This is a genomic window from Bacillus cereus group sp. MYBK79-1 (assembly GCF_051915365.1).
Classification (GTDB): domain Bacteria; phylum Bacillota; class Bacilli; order Bacillales; family Bacillaceae_G; genus Bacillus_A.
Window position 1 is genome coordinate 1 of record NZ_JBQAEO010000030.1, and the last position, 20,174, is coordinate 20,174.

Below are 20,174 nucleotides of genomic sequence, written 5' to 3' on the forward strand. Positions count from 1 at the left end.
AGCAAGTATTACAAGTAACAAAAGGTGACTTCGTAGGATCAGCAAGTGGAGCAGTAGTATTAACGGCATTAATCGTATTTCTATCAAGTGTATTAGTATAATAGAAGTTTTAAATCATACAAACTGAAAGGAGAATGAGGAGTATGAACAGTGAACAAGTGTTACAAGTAACAAAAACAGATTTATTAGGATCATTAGGTGGAGCGGTAGTATTAACATCATTTATTCTATTCCTTGCAAATGTATTAGTATGAGACATATAAATACAATCATTCAAAAAAAATAAAGACTCTAGCATATTAGTAAGTAGTTAATATGTTGGGGTCTTTTTTGTTTTCCTCTCATATATACCTTCAAGTATTAATATTCCCTCCGTCATGTAAAGAGAAAAAAGTCGAATTTTATATGTAAGAAAAAAAGAGGAATTTGACGGAAAAGATAGAAAATTTTAAAAGTCAGAATTTGTTAGCTTGCTAACTAATTTCTATTAATTGATGTTGGAAGCGTTTTCGATTGGTTTTAAGTATGGAACATTTAATCTATTTACAGGGGGATGAGAATTTTATGAAACAAAAATCTATGGATACGCTAGCTGCACAAATGGAGGACTTTTTTCCGGTACGTGATGTAGATCATTTGGAATTTTACGTAGGAAATGCAAAGCAATCAAGTTATTACCTTGCGAGAGCATTCGGATTCAAAATTGTAGCTTACTCTGGATTAGAAACTGGTAACCGTGAAAAGGTATCTTATGTTCTTGTGCAAAAAAATATGCGTTTTGTTGTGTCTGGAGCTTTAAGTAGCGACAATCGTATCGCAGAATTTGTAAAGACACATGGTGATGGTGTAAAAGATGTTGCTTTACTCGTTGACGATGTTGACAAAGCCTACTCGGAAGCAGTGAAACGTGGTGCCGTCGCGATTGCTCCACCTGTGGAATTAACAGACGAGAACGGTACACTGAAAAAAGCAGTTATTGGTACGTATGGTGATACAATTCACACGCTTGTAGAGCGTAAAAATTATAAAGGAACATTTATGCCAGGATTCCAACAGGTGGAGTTTAATATTCCATTTGAAGAATCAGGTTTAATTGCTGTAGACCACGTAGTTGGTAATGTTGAGAAAATGGAAGAATGGGTTAGCTATTATGAGAATGTTATGGGCTTTAAACAAATGATTCATTTTGATGATGACGATATTAGCACAGAGTATTCGGCGTTAATGTCAAAAGTAATGACGAATGGAAGTCGTATTAAGTTTCCTATTAATGAACCGGCAGATGGAAAGCGAAAATCGCAGATTCAAGAATATCTAGAATTCTATAATGGAGCAGGTGTACAACATCTTGCTTTATTAACAAGCGATATCGTTAAAACAGTGGAAGCGTTGCGTGCAAATGGTGTGGAGTTTTTAGATACACCTGATACTTATTATGATGAGTTAAGTGCACGAGTTGGAAAAATTGATGAGGAAATTGATAGGTTAAAAGAATTAAAGATTTTAGTAGATCGCGATGAGGAAGGATACTTACTACAAATCTTTACGAAACCAATTGTAGATCGTCCAACTTTATTTATTGAAATTATTCAACGTAAAGGTTCTCGCGGATTTGGAGAAGGGAACTTTAAAGCATTATTTGAATCAATTGAAAGAGAACAGGAACGTCGCGGAAACTTATAAGATTTGTATCCACCAGTAAAAGTCTCTTTGCTGGTGGAAATTTCATTTTCATAGGGAGGAATCATGATGAAATTTGTTACATTTCGTCTTCCTTCGAAAGAAATGCGAGCTGGATGGCTTGAAGGTGACAAAGTAATTGATATGAATCTTGCTAGTGATGGAAAATTACCTTCTTCTATGTTCGCCTTTTTAGAGAAAGCGGATGAGTATGTAGAAGTATTGCGTAAGATTAAGAATCCGGAAAAAGGTATATATTCCTTAAAGGAAGTACAATTAGCGGCAGCAATTCCTAATCCGAGTAGTATTCGAGATTTTTACGCGTTTGAACAGCATGTAAAAACGGCTCGTGGCCGAAGAGGGCTAGATGTTGTACCTGAATGGTACGATATACCGGTTTTTTATTTTACGAACCATCGTGCTGTAATTGGTCCGAATGATTTTGTAATTGGTCCGAAAAAATCTAAAAAACTTGATTATGAGCTAGAGATTGCTTGCGTAATTGGGAAAGAAGGAAGAAATATTTCTCGTGAGCAAGCAGAGGACTACATTTTTGGTTATTGTATTATGAATGACTGGAGTGCAAGGGATTTACAAGCAACAGAAATGAAGGTAGGACTCGGTCCGGCGAAAGGAAAAGATTTTGCAACTTCATTAGGAGCGCACCTTGTTACGAAAGAAGAATTAGATGTTTATCGTAACGGTGACTGTTATGAGTTAGAGATGACTGCTCATGTAAATGGAAAGTTATTATCAAAGGGGAACTTCCAAGATATTTACTATACATTTGCTGAAATGATTGAACGTGCTTCGGAAGACGTTACGTTATATCCAGGCGATGTGATTGGTTCTGGGACAGTAGGAACAGGTTGTATTTTAGAACTGGGTACGGAAGAGTGGTTGCAAGATGGAGATGTTGTAGAGCTTACGATTACTGGTTTAGGTACATTATGTAATACGGTCAAAAAAGAAATGGAAGCAGGTGATGGGCATGTTTTATCGTCACATGGGGGAGCTACCTCATAAACGACATGTACAATTCCGTAAAAAAGATGGGTCGCTTTATCGCGAACAAGTAATGGGGACGAAAGGTTTTTCTGGTACACAATCTATTTTGTATCATCATTATATGCCAACCGAAGTATCGCATTCGGCCTTATCGCATTCTTGTCAGTTGCAGTATGAAGAAGATGTGGCTCTTGCTCATCGCCACTTCCGCACGAAAGAAAATAAAAAAAATGGTGATGCAATAAGTGGAAGAAACTTCATACTTGGAAATGAAGATTTGTTAATTGGAGTAGTGAGTCCAACAGAAAAAATGGATTATTTCTACCGTAATGGTGATGGAGATGAAATGTTGTTTGTTCATTACGGGACAGGAAAAATTGAAACGATGTTTGGGACGATTCACTATAGAAAAGGTGATTATGTAACGATTCCAATTGGGACGATCTATCGTGTTATTCCAGATGCAGGAGAGACTAAGTTTCTTGTTGTAGAGGCAAATAGCCAAATTACAACGCCACGTCGCTATCGTAATGAATACGGACAATTGTTAGAGCATAGTCCGTTTTGTGAGAGGGATATTCGTGGCCCTGAAAAATTAGAGACATATGATGACAAAGGTGAGTTTGTTGTAATGACAAAGTCGAGAGGATATATGCATAAGCATGTTTTAGGGCACCATCCGTTAGATGTTGTTGGATGGGATGGTTATTTATATCCATGGGTCTTTAATATAGAGGACTTTGAACCAATTACAGGCCGTATTCATCAGCCACCTCCAGTACATCAAACGTTCGAAGGTCACAATTTCGTTATTTGCTCTTTCGTACCACGTTTATACGACTATCATCCAGAATCTATTCCGGCACCATATTATCATAGTAACGTGAATAGTGATGAAGTACTGTACTATGTAGAAGGAAACTTTATGAGCCGGAAAGGTGTGGAAGAAGGTTCTATTACACTCCATCCGAGCGGAATTCCTCATGGGCCACATCCTGGGAAAACAGAGGGAAGTATAGGGAAGAAAGAAACACTTGAACTGGCTGTTATGATAGACACATTCCGTCCACTTCGTATTGTAAAACAAGCACATGAAACAGAAGATGAAAAATATATGTATAGCTGGATTGAAGAGGGTTCATATACTGTGAAATAGGTAAAAAGAGGCACGCTCACCAAGGGAGCATGCCTCTTTTATGGAATCGACATGTATAATAATACCAAAAAAAGTTATAGAAAGATATATAGAAAGAATGATAAGGATCGTGCATATTCATAAGAATTTCTACTTATTTCGACAGGGATTGTTGTGGATGAATCTGGAGTATAGCTGTTTACTCCTATAGTCGAAGGGATAGGGCTTTAAATAATAGTAAAAAACAAGATGCCGCAAATTTATAAGTAGAAAAATCCATTCTAATTCTGTTAGGATGGATTTTTATTTCTGAAAATTTACATTGTTCTGAAAGTGTTATAAGATAATTGTTGGTTAAATAAAGGGGTGGGAATATGAAAAGTACGTGGCATGAGTTAAGGGCGATGGATCGTAACGTATGGATTCGATTTGTCGGTGAGACATTGAATGGAATTGCAATGATGATGTTAATGCCCTTTTTCGCATTATATTTAAAAGATAAGGTAGATTCATTATTACAGGTCGGAGTTATTATGGCGCTTTCTCCAATTGCTGCAAGCTTTGGAGCAATTATAGGGGGGAGAATTGCTGATATATATGGAAGAAAGCCAATTATGATATTTTCGATGGTAAGTAATGCATTATTGATGCTTGGTTTTTTATTTATAGAAGGATTTATTCCGTATGCGATTTTATCTATTTTTTTAGGATTAAGTAATTCGCTATTTCATCCAGCTGCATCAGCAATGGTTGCGGATGTAACAATGCCAGAAAAAAGAACAGAAGCATATGGTTTATTACGAATGGGGCACAATATAGGTGCTGCGATTGGTCCGATAATGGGAGCATCAGTAGTTGTGTTGTCAAAGAACCTTGTGTTTATTATTGCCTCTTCTACGATGCTGTTTTATGCATTACTAGTATTACTTCTTATTCAAGAGACAATGCCGAAGGGGACAAATAAGGAAGAGAATATAGAAAAGGAATCTGAGGCAGTTTGGAAAATTGTAATGCGAGATAAGGCACTAATGATTTATTTGTTAGCAGGTATCATCATTTCGATGGGATTTTCTCAAACAGAAGGTATGTTGCCGCTACACTTTGATAATGAAATGAAAGGTATTTTTGGAACTAACAATCCATACCCATATGTAATGGCTTTAAATGGACTATTAGTTGTGTTGTTCCAATTTCAAATTTCAAAATGGGCCACAGATAAACCTGTCGGAAAGACGATGTTATATGGTGCATGTTTGTTCGGGATTGGTTTGTTCTTTATAGGATGGTTACCGAAGTGGTTTGGAGAATTTGATGTAAATGCTACGATTATTTTAATAACGTTGCTGTTCGTTTATGCCATATATACGTTAGGTGAGATGATTATGTCGCCTGTACAGATGACGTTTGTAGCTAATTTGGCTCCTGAACATTTGAGAGGGACTTATATGGGAGCTGCCAGTTTGCAGTGGATTACAGGAAGTGCATTTGGACCACTTTTAGGAGGTTTTTTGTTAGATCGATTACTTGGCCACGTTCTATTTACAATTTTAGCTGTAGGGTGTGTAGTTGCAGGTATTGTATATGTTTCTTTAGATCGTCTCGTTGAACAAAGGAAAAAAGGCACACTGACTAAACAATCTTCTTAATGAGTAGATGACATACACAAAAAGGCGATTTCTACATATTTTAGGTACATAACTAGATTGGATTCCAATTTTATCCCGCTTTAATGGGCAGTAAGTCTTCCACCTCGAAATTCGGCGGGAGATAACTGCCCGTAAATGCCCGATTGGTGCGGGTTGATAATTAGTGGGGATGGCCTCCGCTAATTAAAGTTTCACTTTATTTTAGAATTTAATTTTATATATTTATGAAGAAATTTAAGTAGAAAAAGTATAGAAAACCAATAAGTGGTGTCATTTATTTATTTGTGGAAGTTACATTTTATTTCAAATAGGAACTACCTATTTTTATAAAAAGTGCTAAAATAGAAAAATGAAAACAATTGGTTAGGGTGATTTCAGTGACAAAAATTAAATTAGGTTTATTATACGGTGGAAAATCAGCTGAGCATCAAGTTTCGCTACAAACGGCTCTTGCTGCTATTAAAGCATTAAATCAAGATAAATTCGAGATTCATCCAATTTATATTACAGAACAAGGTCAATGGGTGCGCGGTGAGCGTATTGAAGGTGAAGTAACAGATGTTGAAGTTCTAAAAATGAGCGGTGCAGAAAATGCGATTTCTCCGTTATCATTAAGCACAGAAATCATTCCATCTGCAGCTTCTGAGGAAAATGCTATTGACGTTATTTTCCCATTACTACATGGGCCAAATGGTGAAGATGGAACAGTTCAAGGATTATTAGAATTAATGAACATTCCTTATGTAGGAAATGGTGTTCTAGCATCTGCTGCTGGTATGGATAAAGTTGTTATGAAAAATATCTTTGCAGAAGCTGGATTGAAACAAGCAAAATATGCATCATTCATTCGTAGCGCATGGGAAAAAGATCGTGAAACAGCATATGAAAAAGTAGAAGAAGTATTAGGATATCCTTGCTTCGTAAAACCAGCAAACCTTGGTTCAAGTGTTGGTATTAATAAGTGTAAAAATCGTGAAGAACTTGAGAATGCATTTGAAGAGGCGTTCCAATTTGACCGCAAAATTATTGTAGAAGAAAATATTGTTGGACGTGAAGTAGAAGTTGGTGTACTAGGTAATGATGAGCCGAAATGTTCAGTTGTAGGTGAAATTGTACCGAAAAAAGACTTCTATGATTATAAGTCGAAATACATCGATGGCGATACAGCGTTAATTATTCCAGCTGAAATGACAGAAGAAGAGTCTAACGTTATTAAGCGAGATGCGATTATTGCATTCCAATCGTTAGATGGTGCTGGCTTAACAAGAGCTGATTTCTTCTTAACGAAAGATGGAGAAGTATATATTAATGAAGTGAATACGATGCCAGGATTTACGCCGTTTAGTATGTTCCCTCTACTATGGCAACATACTGGATTACCGTATCCGGAATTAATTGAAGAGCTAATTCGTTTAGCAATTGAGCGTCACGAAGAAAAACAAAAAATTAAATATACAATCTAACAAAAAAGGAGGGGGCACTATTCGCAGGAATAGTGCTTCCTCTATGTAAGGAGTGTTTTCATGATAAAGCGAACGTTGAAACAAGTAGAACAGATGATAAATGGTACGGGATTAGCAGGGCAATATGAGGGGATTACTATACAAGGCGTGTCTATTGATACGAGAAAAATCGAAAAGGGAAACTTATATGTTCCAATTCAAGGTGAACGTTTCGATGGACATGCTTTTGTAGATAAAGCTGTTGAAAATGGAGCTGTGGCGACATTATGGATGAAAGATGTAGCAAATCCACCTGAGAATCTTCCCGTTATTTTTGTAGAAGACACGCTATCAGCATTACAAATGTTAGCGAAAAACTATCGCGATCAATTGGATGTGAAAGTTATTGGTGTGACAGGGAGTAACGGTAAGACATCTACAAAAGATATTGTAACAAGTCTTCTTGCGACTAAATTCAAAGTTCAAAAAACAGAAGGAAACTTTAATAATCATATCGGGTTACCTCTTACTATTTTAAACTTAGAAGAAAATACAGAAGTAGCTGTATTAGAAATGGGTATGTCAAACCGAGGGGAAATTGAATTCTTATCTAAGTTAGCACGTCCAAATGCAGCTATCATTACGAACATTGGTGAGGCACATTTAATGGACTTAGGCTCTCGTGAGGCAATTGCTGAAGCGAAATTGGAAATTGTGACAGGATTACAAGAAGGTGGAGTATTCGTATATAACGGAGATGAGCCATTATTAACAAATCGTGTTCCTGAAATGAATTTAATGGCTGAAACAGTTACGTTTGGTGACGCTAGAGCAAATGATTATTATCCAACGACTGTAGCATTACAGGCGACTGGGACACATTTTAAAATGAATAGAGATGAAAATATTTCATTCTACTTACCAGTATTGGGGAAACATAATGTGTATAATACACTTGCTTCAATGGCAATTGCGAAACATTTTGGTGTAACATGGGAAGAAATGAAACAAGGTTTAGTAACACTTCAAATGACGGGCATGCGTATGGAAATTGTAAAAACGGATAATGGATTAACAATTATCAATGATGCTTATAATGCAAGTCCGACAGCTATGGAAGCGGCATTCCATTTAATGAATGGTTTAGATGGATTTGCTAAAAAAATTGTTGTGCTCGGCGATATGTTAGAGCTTGGAGATCAAGAAGTACCGTTTCATTATGAAGTAGGTAAATTAATCGATCCAGCAAAAATTGCATATGTGTTCACATATGGTAAATTAGGGGCTCAAATTGCTGAAGGAGCAAAAATTAATTTCCCTATTGAGCGTGTAAAAGCGTATGATAATAAAGAAGAGCTAGTAAAAGAGTTACAAGCAGTAGTTGATGTGAAAGATGTTATATTAATAAAAGCATCGCGCGGTATGAAATTAGAAGAAGTAATTACGATGTTGAAATAATTGGTGTATATAAATAGGGATGATAGATGCGAAAATAGAAGAAACTTATAATAAGCGCTTACAGTAAACATAAAAAAATAAAAGTGAAGAAAAAAGCTCTGAATATGAAAATAAGGTAACAGTTGGGTTTGCTTTTTGCACATACAAAACTTATAATTGATAAAGTGTAATAACGTTTAGAAGTATTTTCGCGAAGAATATACGCCCGTTTATATACGTGAGCATTCAGGAAAAGGGCTTTTCCGCAAATTCGGAAAACGCCTTTTTTTAAATGATAAGTATAGGATAGAAAAGGAGAAGTAACATTGACAACATTTCGAGAATTAGGATTAAGTGAGTCTTTACTACAATCTGTTGAAAGTATGGGCTTTGAAGAGGCTACGCCGATTCAAGCTGAAACAATTCCACATGCATTGCAAGGTAAGGATATTATTGGGCAAGCACAAACAGGTACAGGGAAAACAGCAGCATTCGGATTACCACTATTAGATAAAGTGGATACAAATAAAGAAGCAGTTCAAGGTATTGTTATCGCGCCAACGCGTGAATTAGCAATCCAAGTTGGAGAAGAGTTATACAAAATTGGTAAACATAAGCGCGTTCGTATTCTACCAATTTATGGTGGTCAAGATATTAACCGCCAAATTCGTGCTCTAAAAAAACACCCACACATTATTGTTGGTACGCCGGGTCGTATTTTAGATCATATTAACCGTAAAACACTTCGCTTACAAAACGTAGAGACTGTTGTTCTTGACGAAGCGGATGAAATGTTAAACATGGGCTTCATTGAAGATATTGAAGCGATTTTAACAGATGTGCCAGAAACACATCAAACATTATTATTCTCAGCGACAATGCCAGATCCAATCCGTCGTATTGCTGAGCGTTTCATGACTGAGCCTCAACACATTAAAGTAAAAGCAAAAGAAGTAACAATGCCAAACATTCAGCAGTTCTATTTAGAAGTGCAAGAAAAGAAAAAGTTTGACGTGTTAACACGCTTACTAGATATTCAATCTCCAGAGCTTGCAATCGTATTCGGTCGTACAAAGCGTCGTGTTGATGAATTATCAGAAGCATTAAACTTACGTGGTTATGCAGCAGAAGGTATTCACGGTGACTTAACACAAGCGAAGCGTATGTCTGTATTACGTAAATTTAAAGAAGGTGCTATTGAAGTTCTTGTTGCAACAGACGTTGCTGCACGTGGTCTTGATATTTCAGGCGTAACACATGTATATAACTTCGATATCCCACAAGATCCAGAATCATACGTTCACCGTATCGGTCGTACTGGCCGTGCAGGTAAAAAAGGTATTGCAATGTTATTTGTAACACCACGTGAATCAGGACAATTAAAAAATATCGAGCGCACTACAAAACGTAAAGTTGATCGTATGGAAGCACCGACACTTGACGAGGCATTAGAAGGTCAACAACGTTTAATCGCTGAAAAACTTCAAAGTACAATTGAAAATGATAATTTATCATACTACAAGCGTATTGCAGAAGAAATGTTAGAAGAGAATGATTCTGTAACAGTAGTAGCTGCTGCTTTAAAAATGATGACAAAAGAGCCGGATACAACTCCAATCGCTTTAACGTCAGAACCACCAGTTGTTTCAAGAGGTGGCGGTTCTAAAAAACGCGGCGGTAACGGAGGCGGATACCGCGATGGTAACCGTAATCGTAGTCGTGACGGACGCGGCGGTGGCGATGGTCGTAACCGTGATCGCAATCGTGATGGACGCGGTGGTGGCGATGGCCGTAACCGTGATCGCAATCGTGATGCTAGTAACCGTGATCGTAATCGTGATGGTGGTAGCCGTGGTCGTAAAGGTGAAGGTCAAGGTCGCCCTGGATCTTCAAATGGACGTGGCGAAAGAAAACATCATAGCCGTCCACAAGCTTAATAAAAAAAGAGAATGCCCTTTGTTGGCATTCTCTTTTTTTATTTCTGTAATTGTACATACTACATAATAACTTGTGTAGAAAAGAGGTGCTACATGCTTGTAAGGCTTGGGTATGTTGCGATGAGTGTACATTTAAAGAATGCATCTCCATCTCAAACGATGACATATGCGCAGTTTCAACGAATTGATGATCGAGAGGCTGCAATTCGTAAACTCGAAAGAATTGCTAATTCGAATTTAGAAAATTGTTTACGGTTATTAAAGCATAATAAAGGGCATGATATATCTTTCTTTCGGCTTAGTTCCAAACTTGTTCCTTTAGCGAATCATGAGGAGTTGTTAGAGTGGAACTATTTTCGCCCCTTAAAAGAAAATTTAAAAGTGCTAGGTGATTACGCTATTCGAATGAATATGCGTATTGATTTTCATCCAGATCATTTTGTTGTACTGAATTCACCTGAGAAGAATATTTTTAAACAATCTGTAAAGACATTGCAGATGCATAAAAAATTATTAAAAGGTATGGGAATTGCACATAAGCAACGATGCGTATTACATGTGGGTGGAGGTTATAACGATAAGGAACTCGCGTTAGAACGCTTTATAGAAAATTGGTCAAGTGTTCCAAGAAGTATCCAAGAGATGATCATATTAGAAAATGATGATACGACTTTTTCTTTAGAAGAAACATTGTATTTAGGTGAAAAATTAGATATTCCAGTCGTGTTTGATTTGCATCACCATATGATGAATCATGATCGAGAAGATTGGCATAAAGATTGGGCGCGTGTTGTACATACGTGGGAATCGTCTTTGTTACCAGTGAAAATGCACATTTCTAGTCCTAGAGAGGGAAAAGACCCGAGAGCGCATGCGGACTTTATTGATGTAGATACTTTTTTATCTTTTTTAAAAAAGATAAAGGGAAGTGTTTCGCAAATTGATTGTATGATTGAGGCGAAGAAGAAGGATGAGTCATTATTTCAACTAATGAGAGATTTAAGTAAACAAACAGATGTAGAAATTGTCGATGGTGCGAGCTTTTATATTAAATAAGCTCTGCACCATCGGATTTTTTTATTAATAAAGGAGTGCAAATACCACCAATGATCAATCCTGTTAAATGGCTGATAGGGTTAGCAGAGGGGTTGAAGAAAGTGAATAGTAGTAATATACATATCATGATTGAAAAAATAGCAATGTCTATCGGATTGGAAGAACGATATCGACTATACAATAGAAATAACTGTGCACCTAGTAATCCGAAAATACCGCCAGATGCCCCAGCGTGAATATATTCAAGAGGCATAATAAGATAAGAAGAAACATTTCCAAGAATACCAGAAAGGAAAAAAATAATGATGAAAGAAAAGTGCCCTAGTTGTTTTTCGATAGAAGAGCCAAGCACAAATAAACAAATACTATTAGAAAGGAAATGTTGTAGGTCTGCATGTACAAGTAAGGAAGCTATGAGACGCCACCATTCTCCTTTGGCGATATATTCATTGTAGGATGCCATGGGAAAGAGAAGAAAGTCGCCTAACATAATCATGACTAATTGTATGAGAAGTAAAGCGATGACGATTGGTTGTAAGGAAATGCGGGCAGAAGGTATTAGCATGTTGTGAGTATCACTCCTTTTGCATCAGAAAGATTCTCTGTTATTCTTACAATATGAAAAAAGAAAGCTAAATAGAAGAAGGGGATTTTGAAATGATTGTAGGGATTGGAATCGATATTATTGAATTGAATCGAATTGAAAAAATGCTAGATGGAAAACTTAAATTTATGGAGCGTATTTTAACTGAAAGTGAACGTAATGTTGCTAAGGAGCTGAAGGGAAGTCGCCTTACAGAGTTTGTAGGTGGAAGATTTGCAGCGAAAGAGGCGTATTCAAAAGCGGTAGGAACTGGTATTGGAAAAGAAGTAAGTTTTTTAGATATTGAAGTAAGGAATGATGATAGAGGTAAGCCGATTCTCGTTACAAGTACAGAGCATACTGTTCATTTATCAATTAGTCATAGTAAGGAATTTGCTGTTGCTCAAGTTGTTTTAGAAAGCTCGTCACGCTAGTCTGCATATTTTATATCTTTGTCTCATATATTTGAGGTAGCGATAAGGAAGGCACATCTTCCATTCATTTATAGGGGCAAAGGGGCTGAAGTGATGAAAAGGCGTCTGTTTTTAGTTCTTGTCGGTTTATTAACCGTTTTTGTGTTGGCGGGTTGTATGGAAAAGAAACAAGATGATGTTGTGAGAGATTTAGAGGCGAAAGTAAAAGGGATGAAAAGTTATCAAGCTGAAGCAAAATTATCTATCAAAACAGGGAATGAGCCTCAGGAGTACAAGGTAGAAATATGGCATAAGGAACCTTCTTTTTATCGTGTGAATTTGCAGAATGCGAAAAAAGATCAAAGCCAAATTATTTTAAGAAATGAAGAAGGGGTATTTGTATTAACGCCAGCGCTTAATAAGAGTTTCCGTTTCCAAAGTGATTGGCCGCAAAATAGTAGCCAGGCTTATTTATATGAATCCCTTGTGAGAGATATTTTGCAGGATAAGAAAAACCTTACTTTTGAAAAAACAGATAAGTATTATATTTTTAAAACAAAAACAAACTATCAACATCAAAACATGTTGCCGAAGCAAGAGATTACATTGAAGAAAAGTGATTTAACACCAGTTTCGGTGAAGTTAATGGATAATGATCAAAATGTTCTTGTGAAAGTAGATTTCTCAAAAGTGAAATTTGATGCGAAATTTGATAAAGGTGCATTTGATACGAAACAAAATATGTCTAGAGCGCAAGTAGATGTTCAAACAACAGCGAAAGAAGACAAACCATTTGCTATTTTGTATCCGCGTGATACGCCGCAAGGTATGGTTTTGAAAGATGAACAAGAGTTGAAGACAGACAGTGGCAAGCGTGCGATACTCACATACACTGGAAGTAAGAAATCCTTTACTTTAATACAAGAAAAGGCAAAAGTTGCAGAGGCTTCGTCAGCGATAAGGGTGAGCGGAGAATTGGTTGATCTTGGCTTTACAATTGGCGCACTGACGAAAGATTCTTTAACGTGGTCGCATAACGGAGTAGAATATATGCTCGTGTCTAAAGGTTTAGAGCCGAAGGAGCTATTAATGGTTGCTCGTTCAGTTACAGAGAAGCAAGTGAAGTAAACTTCTTAGACGTGGTGATATATGTGCACCACGTCTTTTCTTAGTTTGAAGGGTGGATTTCATAAAAGAAGCATATAAAAGAATGAGCTTCGCATATCGTGTATAAGGAAGTGTATTTATGGAAGAAGCACCATTTTACCGTGACACTTGGGTGGAAGTGGATTTAGATGCGATCTATAACAATATTACACACATTAAAGATTTCATTCCAAGTGATGTAGAGATTTTTGCTGTAGTCAAAGCGAATGCATATGGACACGATTATGTGCCGGTAGCTAAAACAGCATTAGAAGCAGGGGCGACAAGGTTAGCGGTTGCCTTTTTAGATGAAGCTTTAGTGCTTCGAAGGGCTGGTATTACTGTGCCAATTTTAGTGTTAGGTCCTTCCCCGCCTCGTGATGTCAATGTAGCTGCTGAAAATGATGTAGCGTTAACTGTTTTTCAAAAAGAATGGGTGGATGAAGCGATCAAACTTTGGGATGGTTCATCTACAATGAAATACCATATTAATTTCGATAGTGGTATGGGGAGAATTGGAATACGCGAACGAAAAGAATTAAAAGGATTTTTAAAGAGTTTAGAAGGTGCGCCATTTTTAGAATTAGAAGGAGTTTATACACATTTTGCAACAGCGGATGAGGTGGAGACTTCTTACTTTGATAAGCAATATAACACATTTTTGCAGCAGTTAAGTTGGCTGAAAGAGTTCGGAGTGGATCCTAAGTTTGTCCATACAGCTAATAGTGCTGCAACGTTACGTTTTCAAGGGATTACATTTAATGCAGTACGAATCGGCATTGCGATGTATGGGTTATCCCCGTCTGTAGAAATACGCCCTTTTTTACCGTTTAAATTAGAACCAGCGCTATCACTGCATACGAAAGTTGCTCATATTAAACAGGTGATTAAAGGGGATGGGATTAGTTATAACGTCACTTACCGAACGAAAACGGAAGAATGGATTGCAACTGTTGCGATTGGATATGCAGATGGATGGCTTAGAAGGTTACAAGGGTTTGAAGTGCTTATAAATGGTAAAAGGGTACCGATTGTAGGCCGAGTAACAATGGATCAGTTCATGATACACCTTCCTTGTGAAGTGCCGCTTGGTACGAAAGTTACACTCATTGGAAAACAAGGTGATGAGTATATTAGTGCTACTGAGGTTGCTGAATATTCCGGGACTATTAATTATGAAATTATTGCAACGATAAGCTTCCGTGTGCCGAGAATATTCATACGGCACGGCAAGGTTGTAGAAGTAATCAATTATTTGAACAATATATAGAAGGTAGTATGATTTGCTTCTTGTCATTTGAGAGGACTGTTCATTGGTTAAGAATAAGCTCGTTTTTGATGAGGAGCTTTTTACTTATCATTACTTTTAACATAGTTTAACGTGAATTTTGCTGGGAAACTCTTTCGTTTCTTGTTTGTAATAAGATAAAAATAAAAGAATATGAATGTTTTGTTTGTGAATTGGAAAACATAAGCAAGGAATAAGGAAGTCTTTGCAACAGGCTCCATACAATGGTATTATTACAATAGGTGTCATATATATATTTGGGTGTGTAGTTGACGGTGGAGGTGTATTTTTGTGTCCGAATCAAGTGTAACTACTGAAATCGTGGTTCGGTTGCCAAAGCAAATGGTAACGGAATTGGACGGAATTGGAAAACAAGAGAATAAGAATCGCCATGAACTAATTTGCCAGGCAACACAACTGTTATTGCGTCAACATAAGACGAAGAAACGCTACCAACATGAATCAATGCGACGTGGGTACATTGAAATGGGAAAAATTAATCTTGGTATTGCATCGGAAGCTTTCTTAGCAGAGTATGAAGCAGCTCATACAGTAGAACGCTTAGTTAGCGGGGGGTAATATTTTGATTGTAAAACGCGGCGACGTGTATTTTGCAGACCTTTCCCCAGTTGTTGGTTCTGAGCAAGGAGGCGTTCGTCCGGTTCTTGTCATTCAAAATGACATCGGAAATCGTTTTAGTCCAACGGTGATTGTAGCGGCTATTACTGCACAGATTCAAAAAGCTAAATTACCCACTCATGTGGAAATTGATGCGAAAAAGTACGGTTTTGAGAGAGATTCTGTTATTTTACTTGAGCAGATTCGAACAATCGATAAGCAGCGCTTAACGGACAAAATCACTCACTTAGATGAGGTGATGATGATTCGTGTAGATGAAGCGCTACAAATTAGTTTAGGACTAATAGATTTTTAAATCGGCAGTTTAAGTTGCTCTCTTTGCAGGGCAACTTTTTTTATTATAGAGGAGGTTACGGTTGTATATGGAAATGGTAGATAATCGACAAGCGTTAATGAAAATGTTAGTGAAGGAATTAGGCTTTACCGAAAAGCAAGTTCGTCATGTTATTCAATTAACAGAAGAAGGTAACACAGTTCCATTTATTGCTCGTTACCGAAAAGAATGGACAGGCTCTTTAGATGAAGTGCAAATTCGTACAATTTTAGAGAGATGGCAATATATGATGCAACTTGAAAGCAGGAAAGAAGAGGTTCTTCGTCTTATTGATGAGAAGGGGAAACTGACAGGGGAGTTACGTCAGCAAATTGTTAAAGCTACAAAGTTGCAAGAAGTAGAAGATTTATATCGTCCATATAAAGAGAAAAGAAGAACGAAAGCAACGATTGCAAAAGAAAAAGGACTAGAGCCGTTAGCGGAATGGTTATTGTTGTATAAGAAAGAAGATCCGAATCAGAAGGCAGTGGAGTTTATTAACGCAGAGAAAGAAGTGCAATCTGCAGAAGAAGCATTACAAGGTGCCCAAGACATTATTGCAGAAATCGTTTCAGATGAAGCAGCTTATCGTAGTTGGATTCGGAATGTTACTTTTAGAAAAGGTGTTATGTCTTCGTCCGTAAAAGATGAAGAGAAAGATGAAAAGAATATATATGAAATGTATTACAGTTATGAAGAACCGTTGCAGAAAGTAGTGCCGCATCGTGTATTAGCGATGAATCGCGGTGAGAAAGAAGATATATTGAGAGTTTCTGTTGTTCCACCAGTAGATGAGATAGTAACTTTCTTATATAAGAGAGTAATTCGTGATAACGATTCTAAAAGTGCACATTATGTAAAGTTAGCAATTGAGGATGGTTATAAAAGATTAATTCAATCCTCCATTGAAAGAGAGATTCGAAAAGAATTAACAGAAACAGCTGAGGAACAAGCGATACATATTTTCTCTGAGAACTTACGTAATTTGTTATTACAACCTCCAATGAAAGGAAAGGTTGTGTTAGCTGTAGACCCTGCATATAGAACGGGTTGTAAATTAGCCGTTGTAGATGATACGGGGAAGGTTCTATATATTGATGTTATTTATCCGCATCCACCAGTGCGTAAATATGAAGATGCAAAAACGAAAGTTCTTTCTATTATAGATAAATATCAAGTTGAAATGATTGCGATTGGGAATGGTACAGCTTCTAGAGAATCGGAAGAATTTATAGTTGATGTATTACAAAATGTGAAACAAGAAGTCTTCTATATTATTGTGAACGAAGCTGGTGCGAGTGTGTATTCGGCTTCTGATTTAGCCCGTGAGGAATTTCCGAATTTACAGGTTGAAGAAAGAAGTGCTGTTTCTATTGGGAGACGTCTGCAAGATCCACTTGCTGAACTTGTGAAGATTGATCCTAAATCAGTTGGGGTTGGACAATACCAACATGATGTATCTCAAAAGAGGTTGAATGAATCATTAACATTTGTAGTAGAGACGGCAGTTAACCAAGTCGGTGTGAATGTAAATACAGCTTCAGTTGCGTTATTGCAATATGTTTCGGGTTTATCGAAAACTGTTGCGAAAAATATTGTGGCAAAGCGTGAAGAAGAAGGGAAATTTACAAAACGAACAGACTTAAAGAAAATACCGCGTCTAGGTGCGAAGACATATGAACAATGCATAGGTTTCTTACGTATATTAGAAGGGGTAAATCCGTTAGATCGAACGGGTATTCATCCAGAACAATATAAAAATGTTGAATTGTTATTGAAGAGTCTAGGGTTATCAAAAGATGACGTAGGGCAATTGCAATTACAAAAGAGCTTAGAAGAAGTGGAGATTTCTAAGTTATCGCAAGAAACGGGAGTTGGGGAGCCGACATTAGTTGATATTATAGATGCACTCATTAGTCCAGAGCGAGACATGAGGGATGAGTTGCCTAAACCGCTTCTGAAAAAGGGGATTTTGAAATTAGAAGATTTAAAACGTGGTATGGAACTGGAAGGAACAGTTCGTAACGTTGTTGATTTTGGTGCTTTTGTTGATGTAGGTGTAAAACAAGATGGTTTAGTACATATTTCTAAACTGAGCAAACAATATGTGAAGCATCCGTTAGATATTGTATCTGTTGGACAAATCGTCAAGGTATGGGTAGATGATATTGATACGAAAAAAGGTCGCGTTGCACTATCCATGTTGCCGATTGAATAGTAAGAGAAGAGAGCAGATGAAACTGCTCTTTTTTTTATGGGATAAAATGTGTAATGGATTATGAGCTTTGATGTATTTTGCTATAATAAAACCAGCATTCATTTAGTAATTTAATTTGATACCGGTTTTTTTCAAAATATGCGCGTTGCATTTGTTTTTTTAGCCACGTAGGCATAGGAATCCCTCCTTGTTTAATCCTACTCTCAAAAATCTAAGGTACTATTGATGAGAGGTTGGTGAGTGGATTTCTATTCATGCTATATTTTTAGAAACCACGCTTCTTGAATGAGGATGGGTATATGTACTATTTAATATATGTATAAGGGAGGAGAAAAGTGTAAAAATATTTTTTAGTTTAGGAGGAATGAGAGTGGAGGAGCAAGAAATACAGCGTCTGGTGGAAGAAGTATCACTACAATACTTCGGAATGCCATTTTTACATAAAGCTATGTTCAATAGTAGGTTGCGTACAACTGGTGGACGTTATCTATTGAATACGCACAATATTGAACTGAATTATCGATATTACGAAATGTATGGGAAAGAAGAGTTAGTTGGAATCATTAAACATGAGCTGTGTCATTATCACTTACATATTACAGGAAGGGGCTATAAGCACCGGGATAGAGATTTTCGTGAATTGTTAAAAGAAGTTGATGCGCCACGCTTCTGTAAACGAATAATTAATGAAGAGAAGGAAAAAAAGGTTTATACGTATGAATGTATGGGCTGTTTGCTTCAATATGTAAGAAGACGTCAAATAAATACAAAAAGATATGTCTGCGGAAAGTGTAAAGGGAAACTGAACCTGATAAAGAAAACATCTTGACAGTGAAAACGCAATCCAGTATATTATAAACATGTCACGTTTGTACAAGATGTTGTGAAAAAACATCTTGACTTACGATAAGAAATTTTATAAGATACAAATTGTCTTTATTATTCCGCAGTAGCTCAGTGGTAGAGCTATCGGCTGTTAACCGATCGGTCGTAGGTTCGAGTCCTACCTGCGGAGCCATACAGAGAAGTACCCAAGTGGCTCAAGGGGCTCCCCTGCTAAGGGAGTAGATCGCTAACGCGGTGCGAGGGTTCGAATCCCTTCTTCTCTGCCATACATACTGGCCCGTTGGTCAAGTGGTTAAGACACCGCCCTTTCACGGCGGTAACACGGGTTCGAATCCCGTACGGGTCACCACTTCGGAGGATTAGCTCAGCTGGGAGAGCACCTGCCTTACAAGCAGGGGGTCGGCGGTTCGATCCCGTCATCCTCCACCATATAAATTATATAAATAGTATTGTCGCGGGGTGGAGCAGCACGGTAGCTCGTCGGGCTCATAACCCGAAGGTCGCAGGTTCAAATCCTGTCCCCGCAACCAAATGGTCCCGTGGTGTAGTGGTTAACATGCCTGCCTGTCACGCAGGAGATCGCCGGTTCGACCCCGGTCGGGACCGCCATTTTAACTTCTGCTATTAGGCAGTTGTTTTTTATTGGACATTATGTTACAATAACATTTGTCTTCGGGAAGAAGATGAATATTTCGATGGGCTATAGCCAAGCGGTAAGGCAACGGACTTTGACTCCGTCATGCGCTGGTTCGAATCCAGCTAGCCCAGCCATTTACGAGCCATTAGCTCAGTTGGTAGAGCATCTGACTTTTAATCAGAGGGTCGAAGGTTCGAATCCTTCATGGCTCACTTTTGTTTTTTCCGCGCGGTCGTGGCGGAACGGCAGACGCGCTAGGTTGAGGGCCTAGTGGGGGAAACCCTGTGGAGGTTCAAGTCCTCTCGGCCGCATCAAAAAATCTTTCAAAAAAGTACTTGCATTTGAAAATGTAGTATGATAAGATAATTGAGTCGCCAAAATACAACGACGAAAAAACATCATGAATAAGCGCCCGTAGCTCAATTGGATAGAGCGTTTGACTACGGATCAAGAGGTTAGGGGTTCGACTCCTCTCGGGCGCGCCATAACGGGAAGTGGCTCAGCTTGGTAGAGCACCTGGTTTGGGACCAGGGGGTCGCAGGTTCAAATCCTGTCTTCCCGACCACGCGGGTGTAGTTTAGTGGTAAAACAAGAGCCTTCCAAGCTCTGGTCGAGAGTTCGATTCTCTTCACCCGCTTTTAGTTCTTTGAAAACTGAACGAAACAAACAACGTGAAACGTCAATTTTTATTTTTAGATGCTAGACAAACTAACTTTATTGGAGAGTTTGATCCTGGCTCAGGATGAACGC

Annotated in this window: 19 protein-coding genes and 12 tRNA genes; 29 read left to right on the top strand and 2 right to left on the bottom strand. The window is 37.7% G+C overall.

Annotated elements, in window-relative coordinates; translation table 11 throughout:
* The 10 genes from ACTFOB_RS25890 to uvsE form a co-directional block, all read left to right on the top strand.
* Positions 1-101: DUF3948 family protein (locus ACTFOB_RS25890; protein ID WP_025966356.1), on the top strand; the 101-nt coding region annotated here is incomplete at its 5' end.
* Between the two features lie 42 nt (positions 102-143).
* Positions 144-254, top strand: coding sequence for a DUF3948 family protein (locus ACTFOB_RS25895; RefSeq protein WP_001083700.1), 111 nt, complete (start codon positions 144-146; stop codon positions 252-254).
* A 310-nt stretch (positions 255-564) separates the two neighbouring features.
* Positions 565-1,683, top strand: a complete 1,119-nt coding sequence (gene hppD / locus ACTFOB_RS25900) for a 4-hydroxyphenylpyruvate dioxygenase (protein WP_061680014.1) — start codon at positions 565-567, stop codon at positions 1,681-1,683.
* Between the two features lie 66 nt (positions 1,684-1,749).
* The gene (locus ACTFOB_RS25905; RefSeq protein ID WP_440030044.1) at positions 1,750-2,706 is read left to right on the top strand and encodes a fumarylacetoacetate hydrolase family protein; all 957 of its coding nucleotides are present in this window, start codon (positions 1,750-1,752) and stop codon (positions 2,704-2,706) included.
* On the top strand, positions 2,672-3,844 hold the full coding sequence (locus ACTFOB_RS25910) for a homogentisate 1,2-dioxygenase (protein WP_440030042.1): 1,173 nt from the start codon (positions 2,672-2,674) through the stop codon (positions 3,842-3,844). Before ACTFOB_RS25905 ends, ACTFOB_RS25910 begins: the two co-directional genes overlap by 35 nt.
* 353 nt (positions 3,845-4,197) lie before the next feature.
* Positions 4,198-5,469: an MDR family MFS transporter gene (locus tag ACTFOB_RS25915; protein ID WP_440030039.1), complete on the top strand. Its 1,272-nt coding sequence runs from the start codon at positions 4,198-4,200 to the stop codon at positions 5,467-5,469.
* Between the two features lie 377 nt (positions 5,470-5,846).
* Positions 5,847-6,932: a D-alanine--D-alanine ligase gene (locus tag ACTFOB_RS25920; protein ID WP_151635528.1), complete on the top strand. Its 1,086-nt coding sequence runs from the start codon at positions 5,847-5,849 to the stop codon at positions 6,930-6,932.
* Positions 6,933-6,992: 60 nt separating this feature from the next.
* Positions 6,993-8,369, top strand: a complete 1,377-nt coding sequence (gene murF / locus ACTFOB_RS25925) for a UDP-N-acetylmuramoyl-tripeptide--D-alanyl-D-alanine ligase (RefSeq protein WP_440030037.1) — start codon at positions 6,993-6,995, stop codon at positions 8,367-8,369.
* Between the two features lie 305 nt (positions 8,370-8,674).
* Entirely contained in the window at positions 8,675-10,285 is a 1,611-nt protein-coding gene (locus ACTFOB_RS25930) for a DEAD/DEAH box helicase (protein WP_151635532.1), read from the top strand.
* A 93-nt stretch (positions 10,286-10,378) separates the two neighbouring features.
* Positions 10,379-11,341, top strand: coding sequence for a UV DNA damage repair endonuclease UvsE (gene uvsE / locus ACTFOB_RS25935; RefSeq protein ID WP_440030035.1), 963 nt, complete (start codon positions 10,379-10,381; stop codon positions 11,339-11,341).
* On the opposite strand, the gene ACTFOB_RS25940 is transcribed toward uvsE, so the two are convergent.
* Entirely contained in the window at positions 11,334-11,906 is a 573-nt protein-coding gene (locus tag ACTFOB_RS25940) for a rhomboid family intramembrane serine protease (protein WP_440030033.1), read from the bottom strand. The genes uvsE and ACTFOB_RS25940 overlap by 8 nt on opposite strands.
* A gap of 92 nt (positions 11,907-11,998) precedes the next feature.
* Here ACTFOB_RS25940 and acpS point away from each other — a divergent pair, with 92 nt between their 5' ends.
* The 6 genes from acpS (at position 11,999) to ACTFOB_RS25970 (ending at position 17,941) form a co-directional block, all read left to right on the top strand.
* Complete coding sequence (gene acpS / locus ACTFOB_RS25945) at positions 11,999-12,358, top strand: holo-ACP synthase (protein ID WP_440030031.1); 360 nt, start codon at positions 11,999-12,001, stop codon at positions 12,356-12,358.
* Between the two features lie 156 nt (positions 12,359-12,514).
* Complete coding sequence (locus ACTFOB_RS25950) at positions 12,515-13,465, top strand: LolA family protein (RefSeq protein WP_440030046.1); 951 nt, start codon at positions 12,515-12,517, stop codon at positions 13,463-13,465.
* Between the two features lie 118 nt (positions 13,466-13,583).
* Positions 13,584-14,753 (top strand): alanine racemase, encoded by a 1,170-nt coding sequence (gene alr, locus ACTFOB_RS25955; protein ID WP_000390587.1) that lies wholly within the window; start codon positions 13,584-13,586, stop codon positions 14,751-14,753.
* Positions 14,754-15,062: 309 nt separating this feature from the next.
* A complete protein-coding gene (locus ACTFOB_RS25960) occupies positions 15,063-15,350 on the top strand; it encodes an antitoxin EndoAI (protein WP_000004570.1) in 288 nt (95 codons plus the stop codon).
* Positions 15,351-15,354: 4 nt separating this feature from the next.
* Positions 15,355-15,705, top strand: coding sequence for a type II toxin-antitoxin system endoribonuclease NdoA (gene ndoA / locus ACTFOB_RS25965; protein WP_000635963.1), 351 nt, complete (start codon positions 15,355-15,357; stop codon positions 15,703-15,705).
* A 67-nt stretch (positions 15,706-15,772) separates the two neighbouring features.
* Positions 15,773-17,941 (top strand): Tex family protein, encoded by a 2,169-nt coding sequence (locus ACTFOB_RS25970; protein ID WP_440030030.1) that lies wholly within the window; start codon positions 15,773-15,775, stop codon positions 17,939-17,941.
* Between the two features lie 58 nt (positions 17,942-17,999).
* Here ACTFOB_RS25970 and cmpA read toward each other — a convergent pair whose 3' ends face one another.
* Entirely contained in the window at positions 18,000-18,116 is a 117-nt protein-coding gene (gene cmpA, locus ACTFOB_RS25975; RefSeq protein WP_001143642.1) for a cortex morphogenetic protein CmpA, read from the bottom strand.
* Positions 18,117-18,311: 195 nt separating this feature from the next.
* Here cmpA and ACTFOB_RS25980 point away from each other — a divergent pair, with 195 nt between their 5' ends.
* From ACTFOB_RS25980 to ACTFOB_RS26040, 13 genes are all read left to right on the top strand, one after another.
* Positions 18,312-18,770, top strand: coding sequence for a SprT family protein (locus ACTFOB_RS25980; protein ID WP_192797648.1), 459 nt, complete (start codon positions 18,312-18,314; stop codon positions 18,768-18,770).
* Between the two features lie 114 nt (positions 18,771-18,884).
* A tRNA-Asn gene (locus ACTFOB_RS25985) sits at positions 18,885-18,959 on the top strand.
* Between the two features lie 3 nt (positions 18,960-18,962).
* Positions 18,963-19,053: transfer RNA gene (locus tag ACTFOB_RS25990), tRNA-Ser, on the top strand.
* An 8-nt stretch (positions 19,054-19,061) separates the two neighbouring features.
* Positions 19,062-19,136 (top strand) — tRNA-Glu (locus ACTFOB_RS25995).
* Positions 19,137-19,140: 4 nt separating this feature from the next.
* A tRNA-Val gene (locus tag ACTFOB_RS26000) sits at positions 19,141-19,216 on the top strand.
* A gap of 24 nt (positions 19,217-19,240) precedes the next feature.
* A tRNA-Met gene (locus ACTFOB_RS26005) sits at positions 19,241-19,317 on the top strand.
* Positions 19,318-19,320: 3 nt separating this feature from the next.
* Positions 19,321-19,396 (top strand) — tRNA-Asp (locus ACTFOB_RS26010).
* An 87-nt stretch (positions 19,397-19,483) separates the two neighbouring features.
* Positions 19,484-19,558, top strand: a tRNA-Gln gene (locus ACTFOB_RS26015).
* Positions 19,559-19,563: 5 nt separating this feature from the next.
* A tRNA-Lys gene (locus ACTFOB_RS26020) sits at positions 19,564-19,636 on the top strand.
* Between the two features lie 16 nt (positions 19,637-19,652).
* Positions 19,653-19,735: transfer RNA gene (locus tag ACTFOB_RS26025), tRNA-Leu, on the top strand.
* 97 nt (positions 19,736-19,832) lie between these two features.
* Positions 19,833-19,909, top strand: a tRNA-Arg gene (locus tag ACTFOB_RS26030).
* A 3-nt stretch (positions 19,910-19,912) separates the two neighbouring features.
* Positions 19,913-19,989, top strand: a tRNA-Pro gene (locus tag ACTFOB_RS26035).
* Position 19,990: 1 nt separating this feature from the next.
* Positions 19,991-20,061: transfer RNA gene (locus ACTFOB_RS26040), tRNA-Gly, on the top strand.
* Positions 20,062-20,174 lie beyond the last annotated feature (113 nt).